We start from the raw sequence: 23,729 nt of genomic DNA, 5'->3' as shown, positions 1-23,729 counted from the left end.
CAAGTCGTATGTGCCGCAAACGACTTAATTCCCTCCGTCCCCTTTTTCTTCAATCGTTGACGTTGATCCAGCCTTCCACCGCGCCCTGCTTCGGGTTGCGGTAGCGCAGCTTCACCCAGCCGTCCTGTTCATCCAGCAGTTCCACGCGATCACCCTGCACCAGGTAGCGTTTGGTGCTGGACGCGCCGGGTCGGTCGAACAGGAACAGACGCGCGGGTACCACGGTCGCCTGCTGCCCCTGCAACGGCCCGTCCGGCGGTGCGCCCAGGCCATCGGCAATCGCGCTTTCCAGCACACGGCCGGCCGGATCATACGTGCGCCAGACCGCCAACGGGCCCTGCTCGTCGGTCTGTTCCCACTGCAGCGCGGCGTTCAAGGTATCGCCCAGCATCAGCACGCTCTCAGAGCGGTACAGATGGAGCTTCGCGCCTGCAAACCGGTACTGGTCGGTGTACCACATCGGGCCACTGCGGCAGCTGCTGGTCAGGGTTCGAGTGGCAGCATCCACGCTCAACCCCATCAGGTCACCGCAACTGTCCTTGCCGTGGGTGTCGGCCTGCAGCGCGCGGAACCCCGCACTGGCCGGATCGAACCGGTACACCGTCACCGCTTCGTTGACCATGCCCACCGAGGCGCGTGCGACCAGTTCCGGGTAGCCATCGAAATCGACATCTTCGAGCGACCATCGCGAACTGCCATCGGCATCCGCCGCGCCCTCAAGCGTCTGGCGCTTGCCCGACGGTGACAGCTGCACGGCGATGCTGCCGTCCTGCTGCGGATCGGCATGCGCCTGCACATGCGCGGCCACCTGGAACCGCAGCGTTTCGCCGTCGTCGCCACTTGCCTGCGCCGACGGTGCCAGCACTCCCGCCAGCACCAGGCCCAGCACGCATTCCCTGTAATTCATCATTGCTCCCTGCGGCACCGCGGCGGCACCTTCAACTCAGAACGATACCTCGACCGGCTGCCGCGACCACAGCACCGATTGATGCTTGGTCTGCTGCTTCCACGCCAGGCGGATCGCTTCGATGTCGGCGCGGCGCTGCTGGGTGTCCTCGTGCAGCACCACCAGCACCTTGGTGCGCAGGCGGTTGGGCGCGGCATCGCCGCGGAACAGCCACTGGCCATAGGCATCGAACACGGTCAGGCCATCCGGGAAGCGCGGGGTCACTTCCTTGTCCAGGAAGGTGCGCCACTGCGCCTCGCTGATGGTATCGGCCTGCGGGCGGTTGCCGGCGCCCTGCTCCTCGCCCACGCCGAAATACAGCTCGCTGCGCACCCAGCCGTGGCCGGCGGACGGGCGTGCAGCATCGCCCTTCAGTTCGGCGGTGGTGGCCGTGGCATAGGCGCTGGGCGCCTGCGAGGACAGGCTGGCGCAGCCACTGGTGGCCAGCAGCACGGCGAAGACGAGGCCAAGGTGTTTCATCGGTACAGCTCCGGGGAAGGGGGGAAAAGGCGAGCCGGCAGCGTACAGCGCCATCGGTCCAGCGTGCTGATGCCAGCCGGGCATCAGCTCATGCTGGACCGGCAGGGGCTTGCACCGGCACCGGCCATCACGCGAAGATAATATATCGCTTCATCCGGATGGATGTAAGTGAAACCATCTCCCCTTCCCCCTCGTCGTTGTTGCTGGAGCCCCCATGTCCGTCCGCCTGCCCGCGTCACCGCTCGGCCTCGCCATCGCCCTCGCGCTGTCCTCCGCCGCCGTCCCGGCCCTGGCCCAGGACGCCACCAACCTGGACACGGTGATCGTCACCGGCACCCGTGCCGCCGACCGCACCGTGCTCGAATCCACCTCGCCGGTGGACGTGCTCACCGCCGAGGACATCCGCAAGGCCGGCGTGGTCAACGGTGAACTGGGCAGCGCGCTGCAGGCGCTGCTGCCGTCGTTCAACTTCCCGCGCCAGTCCAACTCCGGTGGCGCCGACCACGTGCGCGCGGCACAGCTGCGTGGCCTGTCGCCGGACCAGGTGCTGGTGCTGGTCAATGGCAAGCGCCGCCACCACACCGCGCTGGTCAACACCGACAGCAAGATCGGCAAGGGCACCACCCCGGTCGACTTCAACTCGATTCCGGTCAGCGCGATCAAGCGCATCGAAGTGCTGCGCGACGGCGCCGGCGCGCTGTACGGATCGGACGCCGTGGCCGGCGTGATCAACGTGATCCTCGACAACGGCGGCGACGGTGGCCAGATCGAGGCCAGCTACGGCGCCAACCACACCGACCTCAAGCCGATCGGGCGTACCCTTACCGACGGCCAGACCGGCAACGTCAGCGCCAAGGTCGGCACCTCGCTGGGCGAGGACGGCGGCTTCCTGCGCGTCGGCCTGGAATACAAGCACCGCAACGGCACCAACCGCGCCGGCTTCGACCAGATTCCGCCGTGGGACCAGACGCCAGACAACCTGGCGCTGCAGGGCAAGCGCAACTACGTGCTGGGCGATGGCAAGAGCAAGGACATCAACCTGTGGCTGAACACCGAGATCCCGGTGGGACAGACCTCGACGTTCTACGCGTTCGGTACCTTCAACCAGCGTGACACCGAAGGCGCCAACTACTTCCGCTATCCCGATGGCGAGGCCAACTGGAAGCAGGTCTATCCGAACGGTTACCGGCCGATCTCCGAAGGCGAGAACCGCGACGTGCAGGCCGTGGCCGGGCTGCGCGGGCAGTGGGGCGAATGGAGCTACGACGGCAGCCTGGATTACGGCCAGAACGACTTCACCTACCGCCTGCGTGATTCGCTCAACGCCTCGCTGGGCCCGACCAGCCCGACCCGCTTCAAGACCGCCGATTACGAATACGCGCAGACCGTGGGCAACCTCGATCTGAGCCGCGTGTTCACCCAGAGCGACAGCATCAGCCACACGCTCGGCATGGGCGTGGAAGCACGCCACGAGCGCTACCAGACCCGTCCCGGCGACCCGGCCAGCTATGCGGCCGGCCCGTACACCGACCGCCCGACCGGTTCGCAGGCCGGTGGCGGCTTGACCCCGCAGGACGCGGCCACCCTGTCTCGCGATGTCGCCAGCGCCTACGCCAGCCTGTCCAGTCAGTTCGGCGAGAAGTTCTCCACCGATCTGGCCGCGCGCTACGAGCACAACGACGACTTCGGCGGTGAACTGACCGGCAAACTCGGCCTGCGCTATGAATTCACCCCGGCGTTCGCGCTGCGCGGTGCCATCTCCAACAACTTCCGTGCGCCGTCGCTCGCACAGATCGGCTACGAATCCACCTCCACCGGCTACAACGCTGGCGGCCAGCTGGTGCAGGGCCGCCTGTTGTCGGTCAACAACCCGATCGCGCGTGGCCTCGGTGCGCAGAACCTGAAGCCGGAGAAGTCGATCAATACCTCGCTGGGCTTCACCAGCCGAATTGGCGAGCACTTCGACCTGTCACTGGACTTCTTCCAGATCGACATCGACGACCGCATCGCGCTGTCGGAGAGCATCACCGGCGATGCGCTGACCGACTACGTGGCCGCCAACTACGGCGTCAGCGGCCTGCAGAGCGCCAGCTTCTTCGTCAACGCCGCCGATACCCGCACCCGCGGCGCCGAGCTGGTGAGCAACTGGCGCCAGTCACTGGGCGACGGCCAGCTGCTGCTGACCGGCACCTACGCCTATACCAAGACCACGCTGAAGAACGTGCTGGCTACGCCGGCGCAGCTGCAGGCGCTCAACCCGAACTATGTGCTGTTCGGCATCGAAGAGACCAATACGCTCACCGATGCCACGCCGCGTACCCGCGGCAGCTTCTCTGCCGCGTGGAGCAACGACCACTGGTCGCTGAGCACCCGCGTGAACCGCTACGGCAGCGCCACCCGCGTGTTCAACTTCGGTGACGGCTACATCCCGCGCCAGACCTACCAGGCCGAGTGGCAGCTGGATGCGGAGGTCGAATACCGCATCACTCCGCGCTGGAGCGTGGCCATCGGCGGCCAGAACCTGACCGACAACTACCCGGATCGATCCAACAGCGATATCCACTACTTCGGCAACCTGCCGTATGACGTGCTGTCGCCGATCGGCAGCAACGGCGCGTACTACTACGGCCGCGTCCGCTATACGTTCTGATCGCATTGGGTGGGTGCGGACCGTTGGTCCGCACGACACGGTAGTGTCGGCCGCTGGCCGGCAACTTCGTGATCCGGGTGCGGATCTGCTTTGGGGGGGGGTGCGGACCGTTGGTCCGCACTGCTGCCGTGCCGACCAACGGTCGGCACCCACCGAAGCAGCGCCGTAGCCTGCCCTCGACCCCGCGTACACGCCCACGCTGGCAAGCTGGGCGTCATGGCTGAACCGCTCCCCCTGCGTCCGCCACCGCCATTGCTGGACGACGCCTGTGCGTTGTTCCTCGATGTCGATGGCACCCTGATCGAATTCGCTGCACGCCCGGATGCCGTGCAGCTGCTGCCGGATGTGCGTGAAGCCATCGGCCGCATCAGCGACCGCCTGGAAGGTGCCGTGGCACTGGTCAGTGGTCGCCCGCTTGAACAGCTGGATCAACTGTTCGCCCCCCTGCAACTACCCGCCGCCGGCCTGCACGGCCATGAGCTGCGTGGCGAAGACGGTCGTGTGCTGCGCGACGAACACGACGACGACACCGCCGAATGGCTGCACGCGCTGCATCAGCAGGCGATGCGCTTCGCCCATGGGCATCCTGGCGTGCTGGTGGAAGACAAGGGCGTCGGCCTGGCCTTGCATTGGCGCGGTGCGCCGCACGCCGCCAGCGATGTCCGCGCGTTCGCTGACCGCCACGTGCGTGGCCGCACCAGCTACCGCCTGCAGCCTGGCGACCATGTGGTCGAGTTCGTGCCTGTCGGCACCGACAAGGGCCGTGCCGTGCGCCGGATGATGCAGTACCTGCCCTTCCGCGGCCGTCTGCCGGTGTTCCTCGGTGATGACCTCACCGACGAATTCGGCTTCGATGCCGCCAACGGCCAGCATGGCTGGAGCGTGCTGGTGGGTGAACGTGAACCCAGTGCGGCCGTGTTCGCGCTGCCCGACATACGCAGCGTGCACGCCTGGCTGCGTGAGAATGCCTATTGACCCGGCCAACCCCCACGGCCGCAACCGAGATGTACCGCGTGATGACCCAACCCGATCTTGATCTGGGCGTGGTCGGCAACGGCAGCTTCGGCGCCCTGGTCGACAAACATGCCCGCGTTGTCTGGAGCTGCCTGCCCACCTTCGACGGCGACCCGACCTTCTGCGCCCTGCTCGGCCCCAACCAGCAGACCGGCGGCGACTTCGCCATCGAGCTGGAGGACTTCGCGAGCAGCGAGCAGGAATACCTCACCAACACTGCGATCCTGCGCACCGTGCTGCGTGACACGCAGGGCGGCGCATTGGAAATCCTCGATTTCGCCCCGCGCTGGCGCCAGAACGACCGCTTCTACCGGCCGGTCAGCCTGATCCGCCAGGTGCGTCCGCTGGCCGGCAGCCCGCGCATCACCGTTCGTGCGCGCCCGCTGGCCGACTGGGGCGCACGCGTGCCAGAGTCCACCTGGGGCAGCAACCATGTGCGCTGGATCCTGCCCGAGCACGTGCTGCGGCTGACCACCGATGTGCCGGTGCGCTTCGTGCGCGATGGCCTGCCGTTCGTGCTCAACCATCCCATCCACCTGATCCTGGGCGTGGATGAGTCGCTCAACCGCTCGATCAGCGGCTATGTGCAGGAAGCCTTCCAGCGCACCCGCGACTACTGGCGCGAATGGGTGCGCTACCTGTCCATCCCGCTGGAATGGCAGGACGCGGTGATCCGCAGCGCGATCACCCTGAAGCTGTGCCAGTACGAAGACAGCGGCGCGATCATCGCGGCGATGACCACTTCCATTCCGGAAGCGCCGGGCAGCGTGCGCAACTGGGACTACCGCTACTGCTGGCTGCGCGACGCGGCCTTCGTGGTGCGGGCGCTGAACCGTCTCGGCGCGACGCGTACGATGGAACAGTTCCTCGGCTACATCTTCAACCTGGCCACCACCGACGGCACGCTGCAGCCGCTGTACGGCATCGGCTTCGAAGCGAAGCTGGACGAAGATGAGGTTCCCAGCCTGTCCGGCTACCGCGGCATGGGCCCGGTGCGCCGTGGCAACCTGGCCTGGGTACAGCGCCAGCACGATGTCTACGGCAGCGTGGTGCTGGCCTCCACGCAGCTGTTCTTCGACCGCCGCCTGCAGGATCCCGGCGACGCACACACCTTCGCCCGCCTCGAACCGCTGGGCGAACAGGCCTTCGCCCTGCATGACGTGCCCGATGCCGGCCTGTGGGAGTTCCGCGGCCGCACCGAAGTGCACACCTACACCAGCGCGATGTGCTGGGCCGCCTGCGACCGCCTGTGCAAGATCGCCGTGCGCCTGAAGCGCGATGACCGTGCACACTACTGGCGCGAGCGCGCCGACACCATCCATGCGCGCATCATGGCCGAGTCCTGGAATGAGGAACTGGGCCACTTCACCGATACCTTCGGTGGCCATCGGCTGGATGCCTCGCTGCTGCTGCTGGCCGATATCGGTTTCATCGACGCGCTGGACGCCCGCTTCATCGCCACCGTCGATGCCATCGGCCGCGACCTCAAGCATGGCAATTCGCTGTACCGCTATGTCGCGCCGGATGACTTCGGTGAACCGGAAACCAGCTTCACCATCTGCACCTTCTGGTACATCGACGCGCTGGCCGCGATCGGGCGCATGGACGAAGCACGTGAGATGTTCGAGCTGCTGCTGAAGCAGCGCAACCACCTGGGCCTGCTGTCGGAGGATCTGGCCTTCGACAGCGGCGAGGCCTGGGGCAATTTCCCGCAGACCTATTCGCACGTCGGCCTGATCACCGCCGCAATGCGCCTGTCGCGGTCCTGGCAGGAGGCATCGTGAGTCGTCTGGTCGTGGTTTCAAACCGTGTGGCCGTGCCCGGCGAGAACCGCGCCGGCGGCCTGGCTGTCGGCCTGCTGGCTGCCCTGAAGGAACGCGGTGGCCTGTGGTTCGGCTGGAGCGGCAAGACGGTGAAGGAAGGCAGCGGCACGCTGCACCGGCAGAAAGACGGTGACATCGACTACGTCACCATGGACCTGAGCAAGCGTGAGGTCGATGGCTACTACAACGGCTTCGCCAACCGCACCTTGTGGCCGCTGCTGCACTTCCGCCTGGATCTGGTCGACTACGACCGCGGCACCCGCGAGACCTACCACAAGGTCAACGCGCTGTTCGCCGACAAGCTCGCGCCACTGCTGCGCGAGGACGACATCGTCTGGATCCACGACTACCACCTGATCCCGCTCGGTGCGCTGCTGCGCGAGCGCGGCATCGGTTGTCGCATAGGCTTCTTCCTGCATATCCCGATGCCGTCTGCCGACCTGCTGCAGGCGATGCCCGACCACCTGCGGCTGTTCTCCGCGCTGTACGCCTACGACCTGGTCGGCTTCCAGACCCAGCGCGACGCTGATCGCTTCCAGACCTACCTGCGCCTGTTCGGCGGCGGCCGCGTGCTCGACAACGGCGAGCTGGAAGCACCGGGCGGGCGCCGCTTCCGTGCCGCCGCCTTCCCGATCGGCATCGACACCGAGCTGATCGCACGCCAGGCCGGCACCGCGGCCACCAAGGCCGCCGTGAAGAACCTGCGCGCCAGCCTGCGCGATCGCCAGCTGGCGATCGGCGTGGATCGCCTGGACTATTCCAAGGGCCTGCCCGAACGCTTCCTTGGCTTCGAGCGCTATCTTGAGCGCCACCCCGACCAGCGCGGCTCGCTGACCTACCTGCAGATCGCCCCGGTCTCGCGCGGCGATGTCACCGAGTACCGGCAGCTGCGCAGCCAGCTGGAACAGATCGCCGGCCACATCAACGGTGGCCACGCCGAACCTGACTGGACGCCGCTGCGCTACGTCAACCAGAACTTCACCCATGCCACCCTCACCGGCTTCTACCGGGCGGCGGCGGTCGGCCTGGTCACGCCGTTGCGCGATGGCATGAACCTGGTGGCCAAGGAATACGTGGCGTCGCAGGACCCGGAAGATCCCGGCGTGCTGGTGTTGTCGCTGCTGGCCGGCGCTGCCGACGAACTCAAGCAGGCATTGCTGGTGAACCCGCACGATCTGGACGGCGTGGCCGACGCCATCGCCACGGCAGCAACGATGTCACTGAGCAGGCGCAAGGAACGCTGGCACGCGATGATGGATCACCTGCGCACCTACGACATCAATCACTGGCGCCGCAGCTATCTGGACGCGCTGGAAGGTTGAGGAAAAAAGGGGACGGAGGGGATCAAGGCAGTTGTGCACAGACGCCTTGATCCCCTCCGTCCCCTTTTTCCTTCAATCCAGGAATCGCGCTGCCTGCTCCGGTGCGGGCAGATGACAGGCGTCGTGCCGTCCGAACCAGCGGTAGCGGTTGCGCGCCAGCGCGCGGTACGCGGCATCACGCCAGCTGCGCGGCACTGCCCGTAGTACGCCGGTCAGGCGCCAGGCGCCGCCCAGCCCCGCCAGCACGCGCAGGATCGCATCGGTATCGGTCCAGGCACCCTGCGCGTCCAGCAGCAGGAACGACATCGGGTCCTGCGGGTCCAGCCCGTGCACGCGCAACATCGCGCTGCCCTGCTGACCCTGCATCGCCGCGAAGCGGTAGCGCCCCGCGCGGTCGAAACGCAGCAGGAAGCGCACCCAGCGGTTGCACAGCGCGCATACGCCATCGAATACGATCACCGCGCTGCCCGCCTCGGCGGCGGCCTCACTGCGGTTCGAGCCAACCTTCATAGCGGATCAGGGCTCCCGCCCAGGGCAGCGTCACATCGACCAGGAAAGTGTACCGCTCACCCTGCCAGGCTTCGCGGCAACGCACGCCACCAAACCAGCGCCTCGGCAACGGCAGCAACCCGAACGCCCAGACCCGGCGCACCGACCAGTCGATGCCACCCTCGCGGGCCTGCAGATCAAACTCGAAGCGCACCGCGCCCAACTGCTCGCGCAGGCATCCCTCGTGCGCCCACAGCCGCGACACCATCGGCCAGCGGCCAAAACGCCGCGCCCACTGCTCGCCCTGCCCGTGTGCACTGAACGCCACTTCGGTCGGCAACGCTCCACCGTCCTTCGGCAGCCGCGCCAACGCGGCCAGCAGCGGCACCAGCCAGTGCCGCCCCCTCACGATATGCGCCTGCCCCACGTAGCGGCAGGGCAACGGCGCGGCATGCAACGCCTGCACCGGCGCGGCCAGGGTGACGAAGGCCGGCCCCAGCACGCGCGCGAACAGCGGCAAGGTCAGGGCGCGATCCAGGCCAGCGTCGCCATGCGCCCGGTGCGACGGTCGCGCCGGTGCGAATACAGGTCCGGATCGGCCATGGTCGACACCGTGCCGCCATGGACCTGCGCCGGGTCCATGCCCGCCGCCTGCAACCGCTGCCGCGCCAGCGCGAACAGGTTCACCTTCCAATGGCCTGCGCGGGTGGCCACGAACGCCGCCTCGGCGGCCGGATCATGGCCGACGAAGGCGTGGTAGACCTCCTCGCCGATCTCGTAGTCGGCCGGTCCGGCGGCCGGGCCCAGCCAGGCCCGCAGCTGCGCCGGCGGCGTCTGCATGGCGGCCACGGTGGCCTCCAGCATGCCATCGGCCAAGCCACGCCAGCCTGCGTGGGCCGCGCCCACCTCACTGCCATCGGCGGCGGCAAACACCACGGGCAGGCAGTCGGCAGTCAGGATCGCCAGCACCACGCCCGGCACCGAGGTCACTGCGGCATCGGCCACCGGCTCGCTTGCGCCGGGCACCGGCGGCGCGGTGAAGCGCAGCACGGTGCTGCTGTGCACCTGGCGCAGCCAGTGCGGTGTCGAGGGCAGCCCCAGCCCCTGCTGCAGCAGCTGGCGGTTGTGCTCTACGTTGGCTGGGGTATCACCGTCGGCCGCGTGCCGGTTGCCCAGGTTGAACTGCGCGAACGGCGCCGGCGAAATGCCCGCACCGTGCCGACGCGTGGTCAACGTATGGACGCCCGGCGGCGCCGGCCAGTCCGCCTGCAGCACGGGCAGCGCGGCGGCCATCACCAGCGGTCCCGCTCGCGCGCGGCGAAGGCCTCGCTGTCTTCGCGCAGCACCTTCATCAGGTGCAGCATGTCCTCCGGCACCGGCGCGGTGTTGCGCACCAGCTCACCGGTGATCGGGTGCGTGAACTCCAGGGTCTCGGCGTGCAGGGCCTGGCGCTTGAAGCCACGCAGCGCGGCCACCAGCTCATCGCTGGCCCCCTTGGGCAGCTTCAGCGCACCGCCGTACAGCGGGTCACCGATGATCGGATGGCGCACATGCGCCATGTGCACGCGGATCTGGTGGGTACGGCCGGTTTCCAGGCGGCACTCCAGCGCGGTGTGCGCACGGAAGCGCTCGCGCAGGCGGTAGTGGGTGATCGCTTCCTTGCCGTCCTCGCGCACCGCCATCTTCAGGCGGTCGCGCGGGTGGCGGTCGATCGGGGCATCGGCGGTACCGCCGGCCACCAGCGCACCCATCACGATGGCCAGGTACTGGCGGTGCACGTCGCGTGCGGCCAGCTGCTCGACCAGCGCGGTCTGCGCTTCCAGGGTCTTGGCCACCACCATCACGCCACTGGTGTCCTTGTCCAGGCGGTGCACGATGCCCGCGCGCGGCAGCACCGCCACCGACGGGTCGCGGAACAGCAGGGCGTTGACCAGGGTGCCGCTGTGGTTGCCCGCGCCCGGGTGCACCACCAGGCCGACCGGCTTGTTGATCACCAGCAGGTGCTCGTCCTCGAACAGCACGTCCAGCGGGATGTCCTCCGGCTGGGCGTCGGTCTGGGTTTCCAGCACCACGTTGAGGGTCACCACCTCGCCACCGCGCAGCGGATCGCGCGGGCGCACCTGGGCGCCGTCCAGCAGGACCTCCCCGGCCTTGATCCACTCGGTCAGGCGCGAACGCGAGTATTCGGGGAACAGTTCGGCCACCACGGCGTCGAAACGGCGGCCGGCAGCGGTGTCGGGGACGATGGCCTGGCGGGCCGATTCAGAGGGTTGTTCAGACATGGCAGGGGGCATTCTTTGAAATTTTGGGGTCCCGGCGGCCGGTTTCAGTCGCTGGACAGGACACTAGGCTATCATCGACCCTTCGTATTCCAGCCGCGTCCCGCCTTGACCTCATGATCCGACGCTCCTCCATGCTCTCCGCGCCCGTCCGCCTCACCGCCCTGCTGCTGGTGCTGGTCATCGCCGCCACCGGCTGCCACCGTGGCGCCAAGAAGGGCGATCGCCCCGATGAAGGGACGCCGGTCGAACAGTTGTACGAGAAGAGCCACAAGCTGATGCAGGGTGGCAACTGGAGCGGGGCTGAAACCAGCTTCCGCCGCCTCGTGGCCCAGTATCCGTACGGCCCGTATACCGAACAGGCGATGATCGAAACCGCCTACGCGCAGTACAAGGCCGGCAAGCACGACGATGCGGTGTCCAGCATCGACCGCTTCATCCGTACCTACCCGACCCATCGCAACATCGCGTACCTGTACTACCTGCGCGGCCTGGCCAACTCCAACCGCAGTACGGTTTTCCTGCGTCGCGTATGGTCGCTGGATGCCAGCCGCCGCGATCTGTCCACGCCGCACCAAGCGTATTCGGATTTCAACATCGTGGTGGACCGTTACCCGAACAGCCGCTACGCCGCCGATGCGCGCCAGCGCATGCTGGAGCTGCGTGACGTGTTCGCCCAGCATGAGCTGGACAACGCCCTGTACTACATGCGCCGCGGCGCCTGGGTCTCGGCCGCCGGCCGCGCCAACTACCTGCTGGAAACCTATCCGCAGAGCGCGTTCCAGTACGATGCCGTCGCCGTCCTGGCCGATTCCTACACCCACCTGGGCAACAAGACCCTGGCCGACGACGCCCGCCGCGTCCTGCAGCTGAACCAGCCGGACCACCCGTGGCTGGAAGGCAAGTGGCCGAAGTACCCGTGGATGATCCGCAAGCTGAACCCATTCGCTGGCGAAAAGTCCGCCAGCACCGGCCAGCGCAACGCGCGACTGGAAAAGAAGTAAAAGAAGGCCCCGAAAGGGGCCTTTTCTTTGTCGGCAGATCCACGCCATGCGTGGAGGGTTCGCGCGCCCATGGACCACGACACTAGGAATTCTACGAATCCCCGGCGGATGCGACGCCGGTCCCAATCGGCGTAGGCGAGGCCATCCACACTGCGGCGCAACGGCCATCCCGGCCGTGAAGGAGCGCCCCATGACCCCACCGCCCCGCCGTTTCCGCCCGCTCGCCTGCCTCCTCGCCACTGCCCTGCTGGCGCTGTCCTCGGGCCCCGTGGCGGCTGCCTCACCCGCACCGGGCGATCTGCTGTCTGCTGCCCCCTATCGCGCGTCATGGGTGCCATCCAAGGCCGCGCAGGCCTACAAGCTGCAATACCGCACCCCGGATCATCGCGGCCAGCTGGCCGAAGGCACCGGCCTGCTGTACCTGCCCGCCGGCGCGGCGCCTGCAGGCGGCTGGCCGGTGGTGTCCTGGGCACATGGCACCCAGGGCATCGCGGATCGCTGTGCGCCCTCGGTGTCCGGCCCCTACCAACCCGAACGCGACGGCCGCTTCCTCGATCAGTTCCTGGCACAGGGCTATGCGGTGGTTGCTGCGGACTACCAGGGCCTCGGCGGTCCAGGTGACCATGCCTATCTGCATGTGCGCACTGCCGCGCGCAATGCCATCGACCTCGTCAAAGCCAGCCGCCAGTATCTGGGCACCGCAACGCTGTCGCCGCGCTGGGTCTCGGTCGGCCATTCGCAGGGTGGTGCCGCCGCGCTCACTGCCGGGCATCTGGCGCCCACCTATGCTGGCCCGTCGCTGCACTACCGCGGCAGCTTCACCACCGGCACGCCCACCGCCGTCGAGCTGACCGCACTGGTGATGAAGCCGGACAACCGCACCGCCAATCCTGGCGCGCTCAACGCGTATCACGCGTATCTGCTCGACGGTCTGCTGCAGGTTGCGCCGCAGATCGACCGCGTCCTCAGCGACACCGGCCGCACCCGCGTGGCAGTGGCACGCGAGCAGTGCCTGGGCGAACTGGCCACCACGCTGGACGGCGCGGATACCGGCAGCATGTTCACCGCACCGCTGACCAGCGTGCCAGGCATCTGGGCCGTGTTGTACGACTATCTTGGCGTACCGCGCCGCGGTTTCAGCCAACCGCTGATGCTGGGCCACGGCAGCGAGGACCGCGACGTGCCCTATCTGACCACCCTGCTGTATGCCGCAGGCCTGGCGCTGCGCGGCGAGCCGGTCGCGTTCCGGCGCTACCCGGTCGACCATCGCGGCACGCTCGACGCGGCGGCGGCGGATGGCCTGGCGTTTGTGCGTGCACGGCTTGAGGACGGCCACTTCAACGACGCTGCGGAAACCGCCGGCCTCGAACAGCTGCTCGACGACGCCCGGTAGATCCACGCCATGCGTGGATGCGCGGCATACGGCGTTGCCGGCCAGCGGCCGGCACTACCAAAGGCAGTAGATCCACGCCATGTGTGGATGCGCGGCATACGGGTTGCCGGCCAGCGGCCGGCACTACCGGATGCGGTAGATCCACGCCATGCATGGATGCGCGGGATACGGATTGCCGGCCAGCGGCCGGCACTACCGGAGGCAGTAGATCCGCGCCATGCGTGGATACGCGGGATACGGGTTGCCGGCCAGGGGCCGGCACTACCAAAGGCACTAGATCCGCGCCATGCGTGGATACGCGGGGTACGGGTTGCCGGCCAGCGGCCGGCACTACCTGCCAACGGCTACCTCAACCCTTGTAGCCGTTGCTGATCGGGTAGCGACGCTCGCGACCGAAAGCGCGGCGCGACACCTTCGGGCCTGGCGCGGCCTGGTGCCGCTTCCATTCGCTGATGCGCACCAGGCGCAGCACGCGGTCGACCACGGCCGCGTCATAACCGGCGGCAACGATCTCCGTGCGCGACTGCTCCTGGTCGATGTAGCGGTACAGGATGCCGTCCAGCACGTCATAGGCCGGCAGCGAGTCCTGGTCCAGCTGGTTCTCGCGCAGTTCGGCCGACGGCGGGCGACTGATCACCGCCGGCGGGATCACCGGCGCGCCGCCCACGGTATTGCGCCACTTGGACAGGCCGAACACCTCGGTCTTGTACAGGTCCTTCAACGGCGCATAGCCACCGCACATGTCGCCATAGATGGTGGCGTAACCCACCGCGTACTCGCTCTTGTTGCCGGTGGTCAGCAACAGGCCACCGAACTTGTTGGCCAGCGCCATCAGGATCACGCCACGGCTGCGCGACTGCAGGTTCTCTTCGGTCACGTCCGGCGCAGTGCCTTCGAACATCGGCGCCAGCGATTCCATCAGGCCCTTGAACGCCGGCTCGATCGAGACCGCTTCCAGCTTCACGCCCAGTGCCTGGCACTGCTCGGCGGCGAGGTCGTTGGACATGCCGGCGGTGTAGCGCGACGGCAGGCGCACAGCGGTGACGTTCTCGGCGCCGAGCGCGTCGACCGCCAGCGCCAGTACCAGCGCCGAATCGATGCCACCGGACAGGCCCAGCCAGACCTTCTTGAAACCGTTCTTGCGGCAGTAATCCTGGATGCCACGCGTCACCGCGCGCCAGGCCAGCGCGTCCATGCTCTCGTCGCCGTCGTCCATCCACACGTGCGGCATGAAGCGGCGCGTTTGGCCGTCGTACTCCACCACCAGCCACTGGTCGACGAAGGCGGCAGCGGCGGGGTGCACCGTGCCGTCGCCATCGGCCACCACCGAGGCGCCATCAAACACCAGCGCATCCTGGCCACCGACCACATTGAGATAGGCAATCGCTGCCCCGGTCTCGCGGGTGCGTGCGGCCAGCACCGCATCGCGCTGGGCGTGCTTGCCGCGCTCGTACGGCGAGGCATTGGGTACCACCACCAGCTGCGCGCCGGCGCGCACGGTGTCGGCCAGCGGCTCGGCGAACCACAGGTCCTCACAGATCAGCAGGCCCACCGGAATGCCGTTGACCTCGAAGACGCAGCTGCCGCCGTCCGGATCAACATCGAAGTAGCGGCGTTCGTCGAACACGGCGTAATTGGGCAGCTCACGCTTGCGGTAGGTCTGCTCGACCAGCCCGTCGCGCAGCACGCTGGCGGCGTTGTAGACCACCGCGCCAGCCGCCTGCGGCCAGCCGACCACCGCCGTGATGCCGCGGCAGGCTGCGGCAATGCGCGTCATTGCCTGCTCGCACTCGTACAGGAAGCCCGGGCGCAGCAGCAGGTCTTCCGGCGGATAACCGCTCACCGCCAGCTCGGGGAACATCACCAGCTCGGCGCCGTACTCGTCGCGCGCCTGGCCGATCATCTCGATGATGCGCTCGGTGTTGCCGGCGACGTCGCCGACCGGGAAGTCGAACTGCGCCATCGCGATGCGGATCGAAGCCATGGGAATCCAGCCTGTGGTTGCAATGCCGCCATTGTAGCGCTGCGCCATGCGCGCGCCGGGCGCGCTCGCTGCGTGGACAGCCCCGGCTCAGTAGACCCACGCCATGCGTGGATGAGCTTGCCGGGATGGCCAGGGCGCCAGATGCAGAAAGGCCGCCCGGAGGCGGCCTTTCTGTTTTGCAGCAGCCGGTGGGAAGAACAGTCGACTAACAGTCGACTCTACAATCCCCCGCCCAGCGGTCTTACTTGACCAGCTTGGCGATGGCAGCGCCCAGGTCGCCCGGCGAGCGGACGGTGACAACACCGGCAGCTTCCATGGCGGCGAACTTGCCTTCGGCAGTGCCCTTGCCGCCCGAGGCGATCGCACCGGCGTGGCCCATGCGCTTGCCGGCCGGAGCCGACGCACCGGCGATGAAACCGACGACCGGCTTCTTCACGTGGTTCTTGATGTACTCGGCGCCGGCTTCTTCGGCGTCGCCGCCGATTTCGCCAACCATGATGATGCCTTCGGTCTGCGGATCTTCGTTGAACAGCTTCAGGCAGTCGACGAAGTTCAGGCCGTTGATCGGGTCACCACCGATGCCGATGCAGGTGGACTGGCCCAGGCCGACTTCGGTGGTCTGCTTGACCGCTTCATAGGTCAGGGTGCCCGAACGCGACACGATGCCGATCTTGCCCGGCTGGTGGATGTGGCCCGGCATGATGCCGATCTTGCACTCACCCGGGGTGATGACGCCCGGGCAGTTCGGCCCGATCAGCACGGTGTCCGGATGCGAACGGGTCAGCACGTTCTTGACGCGCAGCATGTCCAGCACCGGGATGCCTTCGGTGATGCAGACGATGACCTTGATGCCGGCAGCAGCGGCTTCCAGGATCGCGTCAGCCGCGTACGGCGGCGGCACGTAGATGACCGAGGCGTTGGCGCCGGTGCTCTGCACGGCGTCGGCAACGGTGTTGAAGACCGGCAGGTCGATATGGGTGGTGCCACCCTTGCCCGGGGTCACGCCGCCGACAACCTGGGTGCCGTACTCGATCATCTGAGTGGCGTGGAAGGTGCCCTGCTGGCCGGTGAAGCCCTGCACGATCACCTTGGTGTTCTTGTTGATCAAAACAGACATTGGAATTCCTTGGTGTCGGTATCAGGCGGCGTTCTTGACAGCTTCAACGATCTTCTTGGCGCCATCGTTGATGTTGTCAGCCGGGATGATGGCCATGCCGCTGTCACGCAGCAGCTGCTTGCCTTCTTCCACGTTGGTGCCTTCCAGGCGCACCACGACCGGAACCTTGACGCCCACTTCCTTCACGGCGGCGATGATGCCTTCGGCAATCATGTCGCAGCGGACGATGCCGCCGAAGATGTTGACGAAGATGCCTTCGACCTTGTCCGAGGACAGGATCAGCTTGAAGGCTTCGATGACGCGCTGCTTGTTGGCACCGCCGCCCACGTCCAGGAAGTTCGCCGGCTCGCCGCCGTTGAGCTTGATGACGTCCATGGTGGCCATGGCCAGGCCGGCGCCGTTCACCATGCAGCCGATGTTGCCGTCCATGGTGACGTAGTTGATGTCCAGTTCCGAAGCGATCACTTCGGTCGGATCTTCCTGGGTCTTGTCGCGCATGGCGACCAGGGCCTTCTGGCGGAACGCGGCGTTGTCGTCGCTGTCGAACTTGCCGTCCAGCGCGTACAGGTTGCCGTCGTCCAGGATGGCCAGCGGGTTGATTTCAACCAGGGCCAGGTCCTTTTCGTTGAACAGGCGGTACAGGTTCACCATGATGCTGGCGAACTGGCCGGCCTGCTTGGCGGTCAGGCCCAGCTTGAAGCCGAAATCGCGGCCGTGGTAACCCTGCACGCCTTCGACGAAGTCGACGTTCAGCGAGTGGATCAGCTCCGGGGTTTCAGCAGCGACCTGCTCGATCTCCACGCCGCCTTCCGAAGAGGCGATGTAGGTGATGGTCTTGGTGCCACGGTCGACCAGCACCGACAGGTACAGTTCCTTGACGATCTCGCCGGCGGTGGTCACCAGCACCAGGTTGACCGGCAGTTCAACGCCAGCGGTCTGGTAGGTGGCCATCTTGGTGCCGAGCATCTTGGCCGCAGCGGCCTTCACGTCGTCGGTGGTCTTGCAGAACTTGACGCCGCCAGCCTTGCCGCGGCCGCCAGCGTGGATCTGCGCCTTGACCATCCAGGGGCCCTGGCCCAGGGAGTTGGCAGCGGCAACCGCTTCGTCCGGGGTCGCAGCGACCTTGCCGGCCGGGACCGGGATGCCGTACTCGGCAAGCAGTTGTTTTGACTGGTATTCGTGGAAATTCATGCGTCACCGTGGGAATAGGAACGACCGCACGCAATTCCTCAGGGCCCCGGCGGGGCGCCGGCATGGACCGCGGCGGGCCCACTATTGTGGCCGAGCCGGCGCCGGGGCGCAAAGAAGTCTGTACAAAACGCCAGACGCGGTCAGATTTCCACCGTCATTCAGGCAGTTGCACCCGGGCCGGGGCTGGCCACCGGTGTCCGCAACGGGCCAAATGCGCGATCCGGACCACTTCGGCGGCGCCCGGCCGGGGGCCCTATACTGCCCTTCGCAAACGCGACGTGCCGGCCCGACTTCAGGGGACGCCGGACAGGCCCGCCGCAGAATCCAGACCCAGGCAGCCAGAAGGGGAGTTCCGGCGTGTCACCCAGTGCTTCATTGATTGACCGCATCGAATCGATTCCGCGGCGTGAACTGTATTTCTTCGCGCTGTACCGGGTGCTGATCGCTACGGTCATTGCCGCCCTGCTCTACAGCCCGTTGTCGGCCATGGTCGGCGAAGCCCACCACCCGCGGCTGGCCGATGTCGTTGCGGTCATCTATCTGGCCCTGTCGCTGCTGGCCCTGGTGGTCGGCCGCAACGAACGCTGGCTGCGCCCGATCGTGGTCAGTGGCGTGCTGGTGGATATCGTGGCTGCCACCCTGCTGTCGCACGCCCTGCCCGGCGCCAGCGCCGGTATCTCGATGTCGCTGCTGTTCAACATCGCCGCCGCCGCCACTCTGCTGCCGCTCAGCCTGGGGCTGGGCCTGGCGCTGGCCGCCAGCCTGGCCACCGGCGTCGAGTACACCTGGAAGCTGCTGGAAGGCGGCGACCCCACCCGCACCCTCGCCGAACTGGCGATGTTCGCCACCAGCTACCTGGCACTGGCCTTCATCAGCTACCAGGTGGGCAACCGCGCCCGCCGCAACCAGCAGCTGGCCAACCAGCGCGGCGATGAAGTCGCCAACCTGTTCCAGATCAACGAACTGATCATCCGCCGCATGCGCACCGGCGTGCTGGTGGTGGACGCCGACAACCGCATCACCCTGGCCAACGAAGCCGCCTCGATGCTGCTGGGCGACAACGACGGCAACGGCGAAAGCGGACGCCTGGACCTGGCCAGTGCCGCACCGGAACTGGCGCGCCGGCTGCAGCGCTGGCGCAATGGCTGGGCACAGGACGAGCTGCCGCTGCAGCTCAACCCCGACCAGCCGGAAGTGCAGCCGCGCTTTGCCCGCCTGCTGGCCGGCAGCGACCTTGCGCTGGTGTTTCTGGACGATTCCAGCGTGGTCTCGCGCCGCGCCGAATCGCTCACTCTGTCGGCCATGGGCCGCTTCTCGGCCAGCCTGGCCCACGAGATCCGCAATCCGCTGGCGGCGATCAACTATGCCGTGCAGCTGCTCGAGGAAGGCACCGGCTTCAACGAGAGCGACCGCCGCCTGCTGCAGATCATCCGCCAGCAGTGCCAGCGCACCAACGGCATCGTCGAGAGCGTGCTGGGGTTGGCTCGGCGCGAACGCGCCACGCCGGAGAACGTGGACCTGGTCGCCTTCGTGCGCCGCTTCGTGCTGGAGTACAAGCAGGGCCAGACCCTGGAGACCGACAGCATCGAACCGATCATCAGCGACACATCGGTGATGGCCCAGGTCGACGCCAAGCATCTCTACCAGGTGCTGACCGTGCTGGTGCACAACGCACTGAAGTACGGCCGCATCGGCCAGCAGCCTGCACGGGTGCGGCTGCGCGTGGCCCAGCACGAACGCAGCGCGGTGATCGACGTGATGGACCGTGGCCCGGGTATCCCGGAGAGCGTGGCCGCGCAGCTGTTCCGGCCCTTCTTCACCACGTCCGAGCATGGCACGGGACTGGGCCTGTACATCGCGCGCGAGCTGTGCAGGGCCAACCAGGCCCGCCTGGACTACATCGCGGTGCCGGCCGGTGGCTCCTGCTTCCGCCTGGTGCTGCCCGGTCCACATACGCTGCTGCCGAGCTGATCCCCATTCTGTGCGTCAAACATTTGTCGCTTCCAGCCCCCTCGTTTATCTTTCACGCCCATGAATGAAACCCGCAGCGCCCTCGTCGTCGACGATGAACGCGACATCCGCGAACTGCTGGTGCTGACCCTCGGCCGCATGGGGCTGCGCATCAGTACCGCCGCCAACCTGGCCGAGGCACGTGAGCTGCTGGCCAGCAATCCGTACGACCTGTGCATCACCGACATGCGCCTGCCCGATGGCAACGGCATCGAACTGGTCAGCGAGATCGCCCAGCACTACCCGCGCACGCCGGTGGCGATGATCACCGCATTCGGCAGCATGGATCTCGCCGTGGAGGCACTGAAGGCCGGTGCGTTCGATTTCGTCAGCAAGCCGGTGGACATCTCGGTGCTGCGCGGACTGGTCAAGCACGCGCTGGAACTCAACAACGCCGAGCGCCCCGCACCGGGCCCCAACGCCGAACAGGGCGGGCGCCTGCTGGGCCACTCGCAGGCCATGGATGTGCTGCGCACCACCATCGGCAAGGTCGCGCGCAGCCAGGCGCCGGTCTACATCCTCGGCGAGTCGGGCGTCGGCAAGGAGCTGGTTGCACGCACCATCCATGCCCAGGGCGCGCGCGCGGCCGGCCCGTTCGTGCCGGTCAACTGCGGTGCCATTCCCGGCGAGCTGATGGAGAGCGAATTCTTCGGCCACCGCAAGGGCAGTTTCAGCGGCGCACACGCTGACAAGCCTGGCCTGTTCCAGGCTGCGCATGGCGGCACCCTGTTCCTGGACGAAGTGGCTGAACTGCCACTGCAGATGCAGGTGAAGCTGCTGCGCGCGATCCAGGAAAAGTCGGTGCGCGCGGTGGGCGCGGCCAACGAGGAGCCGGTGGATGTCCGCATTCTCTCGGCCACCCACAAGGATCTGGCCGAGCTGGTCGAGGACGGGCGCTTCCGCCACGACCTGTACTACCGCATCAACGTGATCGAACTGAAGGTGCCGCCGCTGCGCGAGCGCCGCCAGGACCTGCCCGAACTGGCCGCCGCCGTGCTGGCCCGCCTGGCCCGCAGCCACGGCCGCGCCACCCCGCTGCTGGCGCCCTCGGCGCTGGAAGCACTGGCGCAGTACGCGTTCCCGGGCAATGTGCGCGAACTGGAGAACATCCTGGAACGTGCGCTGGCCCTGGCCGAGGAAGACTGCATCGGCGCCGACGACCTGCGCCTGCCGCAGCACGCGCCGCGTGCACCTGGCAGTGCCGCGCCCGCCGAAGCCGTGGCCGACCTGCAGCCGGGCAGCGCCGCCCTGCCCTCCTACATCGAGCAGCTCGAGCGCAGCGCCATCCAGCGTGCGCTGGAAGAGAACCGCTGGAACAAGACCCGTACCGCCGCGCAGCTGGGCATCACCTTCCGTGCGCTGCGCTACAAGCTGAAGAAGCTGGGGATGGAGTAAACCCGGGGTCGGATCCCTTTCCAAAGGAAAGGGCTCTGACCCGGCGCGTACCACCAACCTGGCAGTGCCGGCCGCTGGCCGGCAACCCCATGCATCGCGTCATCCACGCATGGCGTGGATCTACCTCAATCCTTGGTGACGCGGTTGATCTCGGCCAGGCTGGTGATGCCCGCCGCCGCCTTCTTCAATGCCGACTGGCGCAGGTCATTCACCCCGATCTGCTGCGCCGCCTCGGCAATCTGCAGCGCATTGCCACCGGCCAGCACGATGGTGGCGATCTCATCGGTCATCGGCATGACCTGGTAGACGCCGGTCCGGCCCTTGTAGCCCTCGGTGCATTCGTCGCAGCCGACGGCCTCGTACAGCTCGATGCCCGCATCCAGCTGCGCCTGGGTGAAGCCTTCGGCCAGCAGCGCATGTTCGGGCAGGCTCGACGGACGCTTGCAGTTGCCGCACAGGCGACGCGCCAGGCGCTGGGCGATCACCAGCGTCACCGAGCTGGTGATGTTGTAGGGCGCGATACCCATGTTCATCAGGCGCGCGATGGTCTGCGGCGCATCGTTGGTATGCAGCGTGGACAGCACCATGTGGCCGGTCTGCGCGGCCTTGATCGCGATCTCCGCCGTTTCCAGGTCGCGGATTTCGCCGACCATGATGATGTCCGGGTCCTGTCGCAGGAACGAGCGCAGCGCCGCGGCGAAGGTCATGCCGCGCTTGTTGTTCTGTTGTACCTGGTTGACGCCGGGCAGGCGGATTTCCACCGGGTCTTCGGCAGTGGAGATGTTGCGCGTCTCGTCGTTGAGGATGCCCAGCGCGGTATACAGCGACACCGTCTTGCCCGAACCGGTCGGGCCGGTCACCAGCACCATGCCGTACGGCTTGTGGATGGCATCCAGGAACAGCTTCTGCTGGTCCGGGTCGTAACCCAGCTTGTCGATGCCCAGCTTGGCCGCGCTGCCATCGAGGATACGCAGCACCACCTTCTCGCCGAACAGGGTCGGCAGCGTGCTGACGCGGAAGTCGATCTGCTTGGTCTTGGACAGGTTGAGCTTGATGCGGCCGTCCTGCGGGACGCGCTTCTCGGCGATGTCCAGCTGTGCCATCACCTTCAGGCGCGCGGCGATGCGCTGGTTCAGCTTCACCGGCGCGCGCGCCACCATCTTCAGCAGGCCGTCGATGCGCAGGCGCACGCGGTAATCGTCTTCGTAGGGCTCGAAGTGGATGTCCGAGGCGCCCTTGCGGATCGCATCGACCAGCACCTTGTTGACGAACTTCACCACCGGGGTGTCGTCACCCTTGGCGTCGATGCCGGAATCGCCGCCGGTGGCGCCGAGATCCTCGTCGCCGGCCGCCACGTCCAGGTTGCCCATGCCATCGTCATCGCCACCCAGGGCGTCGCCGAGGGTGTCATGGCTGGCGTGCCACTGTTCCAGCGTGCGGCGGATCTGGTCCTCGTCGACCAGGATCGGCTCGACCACCAGGTTGGTGTGGAACTTGATCTCGTCCAGCGAGTGGGTCGGGTTGCTGGTGCCGACGAACAGCTTGCCACCGCGCTTGAACAGCGGCAACACGTTGTGCTTGCGCAGCAGCTCCTCGCTGACCAGGCTCATCGCGTTCTGGCTGGCGTCGAAGGTGGACACGTCGAACAGCGGCATGCCGAACTCGACCGCATTGGCGGCGGCCAGCTGCGAGGCATTGACCAGCTTGTTCTGCGCGAACCACGTCGGCAGCGGCTGGCGCGCGGCGGCGGCCTTGGCCATGGCGTCGCGGGCGGTGGCCTCGTCCAGGGCCCCGTCCTGCACCAGGCGACGGGCCAGGCCGGTGATGCCGACAAGATTGGCGGTGGTGACAGCGTTCATATGAATCCTTGGCTCATGGGGTCATGCCATGCCGTGCGTCTTGCACGGACACCGCACGGGGCAGCAGAACCCGCCGCGACCCAATGGCCACCGGCATCGCCAATCCATGAGCAACACTGCCTTGCCCGGCACTCCCGGCCCGGCAGGCACGATCCTGACTCCCCCGGGGATGATAGCCCCGTCAAGGGGCAGCCAGCATCCCATCGGAGCGCTGAAGTGTGATCAGCAGCCTGTCGGGCGATAGCGCGCTTCGAACGCGCTGCCATCGCAGCTCCAGATGCCCTCGGCGGAGCGGCGCAGGATCAGGTCCTTGCCGTCCAGCGCGCTGTGTCCCTTCAGGGTGCAGCTGATGTGGCCGACACCGGAGTCGCTGAGTTCGGCTTCGACGTTGGAGCAGTGGGCGTTCTGGGCGACACCGATGTAGTTCGGTGTGACCAGGCTGGCCGAACGGCCCTCATTGACGAGGATTTCCACCTTGGTCTTGCCCAGCGTGATGTCGGCCAGTGCGGCGGTCAGCTGCGTGCGTACGACGTAGGGCTGGAACGCCACCGTCGCGATCGCCGCCAGGATGGCGATGATGGCCACCACGATCATCAGCTCGATGAGCGTAAAGCCTTTTTGTGTGTGCATGACTCCCCCTGTTGGTTCCAGCAATCCCCATTGCTGCGTGCTGACCGGGATTCGCATTCCAGTCAGCACAAGGCCCGCCGAAGCGGGCCTTGTGTTTTCTCTGTTGAGAGCCGTGGAAGCACAGCGCTACCACGCGACTCAGC

Annotated in this window: 19 protein-coding genes; 8 read left to right on the top strand and 11 right to left on the bottom strand. The window is 67.1% G+C overall.

Going from position 1 to position 23,729, the window contains the following annotated elements:
* Positions 1-49: 49 nt before the first annotated feature.
* Together JLDANKMP_RS17670 and JLDANKMP_RS17665 are read right to left on the bottom strand one after the other, a co-directional pair.
* Positions 50-907, bottom strand: coding sequence for an SH3 domain-containing protein (locus tag JLDANKMP_RS17670; RefSeq protein WP_212561749.1), 858 nt, complete (start codon positions 905-907; stop codon positions 50-52).
* A 36-nt stretch (positions 908-943) separates the two neighbouring features.
* Complete coding sequence (locus JLDANKMP_RS17665; protein ID WP_005414295.1) at positions 944-1,426, bottom strand: DUF3574 domain-containing protein; 483 nt, start codon at positions 1,424-1,426, stop codon at positions 944-946.
* 214 nt (positions 1,427-1,640) lie between these two features.
* Here JLDANKMP_RS17665 and JLDANKMP_RS17660 point away from each other — a divergent pair, with 214 nt between their 5' ends.
* From JLDANKMP_RS17660 to otsA, 4 genes are all read left to right on the top strand, one after another.
* Positions 1,641-4,076, top strand: coding sequence for a TonB-dependent receptor (locus JLDANKMP_RS17660; RefSeq protein WP_212561748.1), 2,436 nt, complete (start codon positions 1,641-1,643; stop codon positions 4,074-4,076).
* A gap of 216 nt (positions 4,077-4,292) precedes the next feature.
* Complete coding sequence (gene otsB / locus JLDANKMP_RS17655; RefSeq protein ID WP_005410783.1) at positions 4,293-5,051, top strand: trehalose-phosphatase; 759 nt, start codon at positions 4,293-4,295, stop codon at positions 5,049-5,051.
* A gap of 41 nt (positions 5,052-5,092) precedes the next feature.
* Positions 5,093-6,874 (top strand): glycoside hydrolase family 15 protein, encoded by a 1,782-nt coding sequence (locus JLDANKMP_RS17650; RefSeq protein ID WP_005410784.1) that lies wholly within the window; start codon positions 5,093-5,095, stop codon positions 6,872-6,874.
* A complete protein-coding gene (otsA, locus tag JLDANKMP_RS17645) occupies positions 6,871-8,235 on the top strand; it encodes an alpha,alpha-trehalose-phosphate synthase (UDP-forming) (RefSeq protein ID WP_005410785.1) in 1,365 nt (454 codons plus the stop codon). Before JLDANKMP_RS17650 ends, otsA begins: the two co-directional genes overlap by 4 nt.
* Positions 8,236-8,307: 72 nt before the next feature.
* Here the strand turns inward: otsA and JLDANKMP_RS17640 are convergent, their stop codons facing one another.
* The 4 genes from JLDANKMP_RS17640 to rluD are packed head-to-tail and all read right to left on the bottom strand — an operon-like array spanning position 8,308 to position 11,006.
* Positions 8,308-8,745 (bottom strand): thiol-disulfide oxidoreductase DCC family protein, encoded by a 438-nt coding sequence (locus tag JLDANKMP_RS17640; protein ID WP_184013983.1) that lies wholly within the window; start codon positions 8,743-8,745, stop codon positions 8,308-8,310.
* Positions 8,720-9,244, bottom strand: a complete 525-nt coding sequence (locus JLDANKMP_RS17635) for a DUF4166 domain-containing protein (protein ID WP_181501397.1) — start codon at positions 9,242-9,244, stop codon at positions 8,720-8,722. Before JLDANKMP_RS17635 ends, JLDANKMP_RS17640 begins: the two co-directional genes overlap by 26 nt.
* A gap of 2 nt (positions 9,245-9,246) precedes the next feature.
* A complete protein-coding gene (gene pgeF, locus JLDANKMP_RS17630) occupies positions 9,247-10,017 on the bottom strand; it encodes a peptidoglycan editing factor PgeF (protein ID WP_212561747.1) in 771 nt (256 codons plus the stop codon).
* Positions 10,017-11,006, bottom strand: coding sequence for a 23S rRNA pseudouridine(1911/1915/1917) synthase RluD (gene rluD, locus JLDANKMP_RS17625; protein WP_005410789.1), 990 nt, complete (start codon positions 11,004-11,006; stop codon positions 10,017-10,019). The genes pgeF and rluD overlap by 1 nt, the downstream gene beginning before the upstream one ends.
* A 113-nt stretch (positions 11,007-11,119) precedes the next feature.
* Between rluD and JLDANKMP_RS17620 the strand changes: the two genes are divergently transcribed.
* Together JLDANKMP_RS17620 and JLDANKMP_RS17615 are read left to right on the top strand one after the other, a co-directional pair.
* A complete protein-coding gene (locus tag JLDANKMP_RS17620) occupies positions 11,120-12,007 on the top strand; it encodes an outer membrane protein assembly factor BamD (protein ID WP_024956778.1) in 888 nt (295 codons plus the stop codon).
* A 190-nt stretch (positions 12,008-12,197) separates the two neighbouring features.
* Positions 12,198-13,400 (top strand): lipase family protein, encoded by a 1,203-nt coding sequence (locus tag JLDANKMP_RS17615; protein WP_212561746.1) that lies wholly within the window; start codon positions 12,198-12,200, stop codon positions 13,398-13,400.
* 349 nt (positions 13,401-13,749) lie between these two features.
* Here JLDANKMP_RS17615 and JLDANKMP_RS17610 read toward each other — a convergent pair whose 3' ends face one another.
* The 3 genes from JLDANKMP_RS17610 to sucC all read right to left on the bottom strand — a co-directional run bounded on the left by JLDANKMP_RS17610 (position 13,750) and on the right by sucC (position 17,692).
* Positions 13,750-15,384 carry an NAD+ synthase gene (locus tag JLDANKMP_RS17610; RefSeq protein ID WP_212561745.1) on the bottom strand — a complete coding sequence of 545 codons (1,635 nt, stop codon included), beginning with the start codon at positions 15,382-15,384 and terminating at the stop codon, positions 13,750-13,752.
* Between the two features lie 241 nt (positions 15,385-15,625).
* Positions 15,626-16,501 (bottom strand): succinate--CoA ligase subunit alpha, encoded by an 876-nt coding sequence (gene sucD / locus JLDANKMP_RS17605; RefSeq protein ID WP_005410793.1) that lies wholly within the window; start codon positions 16,499-16,501, stop codon positions 15,626-15,628.
* 21 nt (positions 16,502-16,522) lie between these two features.
* Positions 16,523-17,692: an ADP-forming succinate--CoA ligase subunit beta gene (gene sucC / locus JLDANKMP_RS17600; protein WP_004154430.1), complete on the bottom strand. Its 1,170-nt coding sequence runs from the start codon at positions 17,690-17,692 to the stop codon at positions 16,523-16,525.
* A gap of 357 nt (positions 17,693-18,049) precedes the next feature.
* On the opposite strand from sucC, the gene JLDANKMP_RS17595 reads away from it, so the two are divergent.
* Together JLDANKMP_RS17595 and JLDANKMP_RS17590 are read left to right on the top strand one after the other, a co-directional pair.
* Positions 18,050-19,663 carry an ATP-binding protein gene (locus tag JLDANKMP_RS17595; RefSeq protein ID WP_005414304.1) on the top strand — a complete coding sequence of 538 codons (1,614 nt, stop codon included), beginning with the start codon at positions 18,050-18,052 and terminating at the stop codon, positions 19,661-19,663.
* Positions 19,664-19,723: 60 nt separating this feature from the next.
* Entirely contained in the window at positions 19,724-21,097 is a 1,374-nt protein-coding gene (locus JLDANKMP_RS17590; RefSeq protein WP_005410795.1) for a sigma-54 dependent transcriptional regulator, read from the top strand.
* Between the two features lie 125 nt (positions 21,098-21,222).
* Here JLDANKMP_RS17590 and pilB read toward each other — a convergent pair whose 3' ends face one another.
* Entirely contained in the window at positions 21,223-22,956 is a 1,734-nt protein-coding gene (gene pilB, locus JLDANKMP_RS17585) for a type IV-A pilus assembly ATPase PilB (protein ID WP_212561744.1), read from the bottom strand.
* A 222-nt stretch (positions 22,957-23,178) separates the two neighbouring features.
* Positions 23,179-23,586, bottom strand: a complete 408-nt coding sequence (locus tag JLDANKMP_RS17580) for a pilin (RefSeq protein ID WP_212561743.1) — start codon at positions 23,584-23,586, stop codon at positions 23,179-23,181.
* Positions 23,587-23,729 lie beyond the last annotated feature (143 nt).

This window comes from Stenotrophomonas sp. PE591 (genome assembly GCF_018320795.1).
Taxonomy (GTDB): Bacteria; Pseudomonadota; Gammaproteobacteria; order Xanthomonadales; family Xanthomonadaceae; genus Stenotrophomonas; species Stenotrophomonas maltophilia.
Note: the sequence above shows the minus strand (reverse complement) of the source record. Positions and strands in the feature narration are given on the sequence as shown.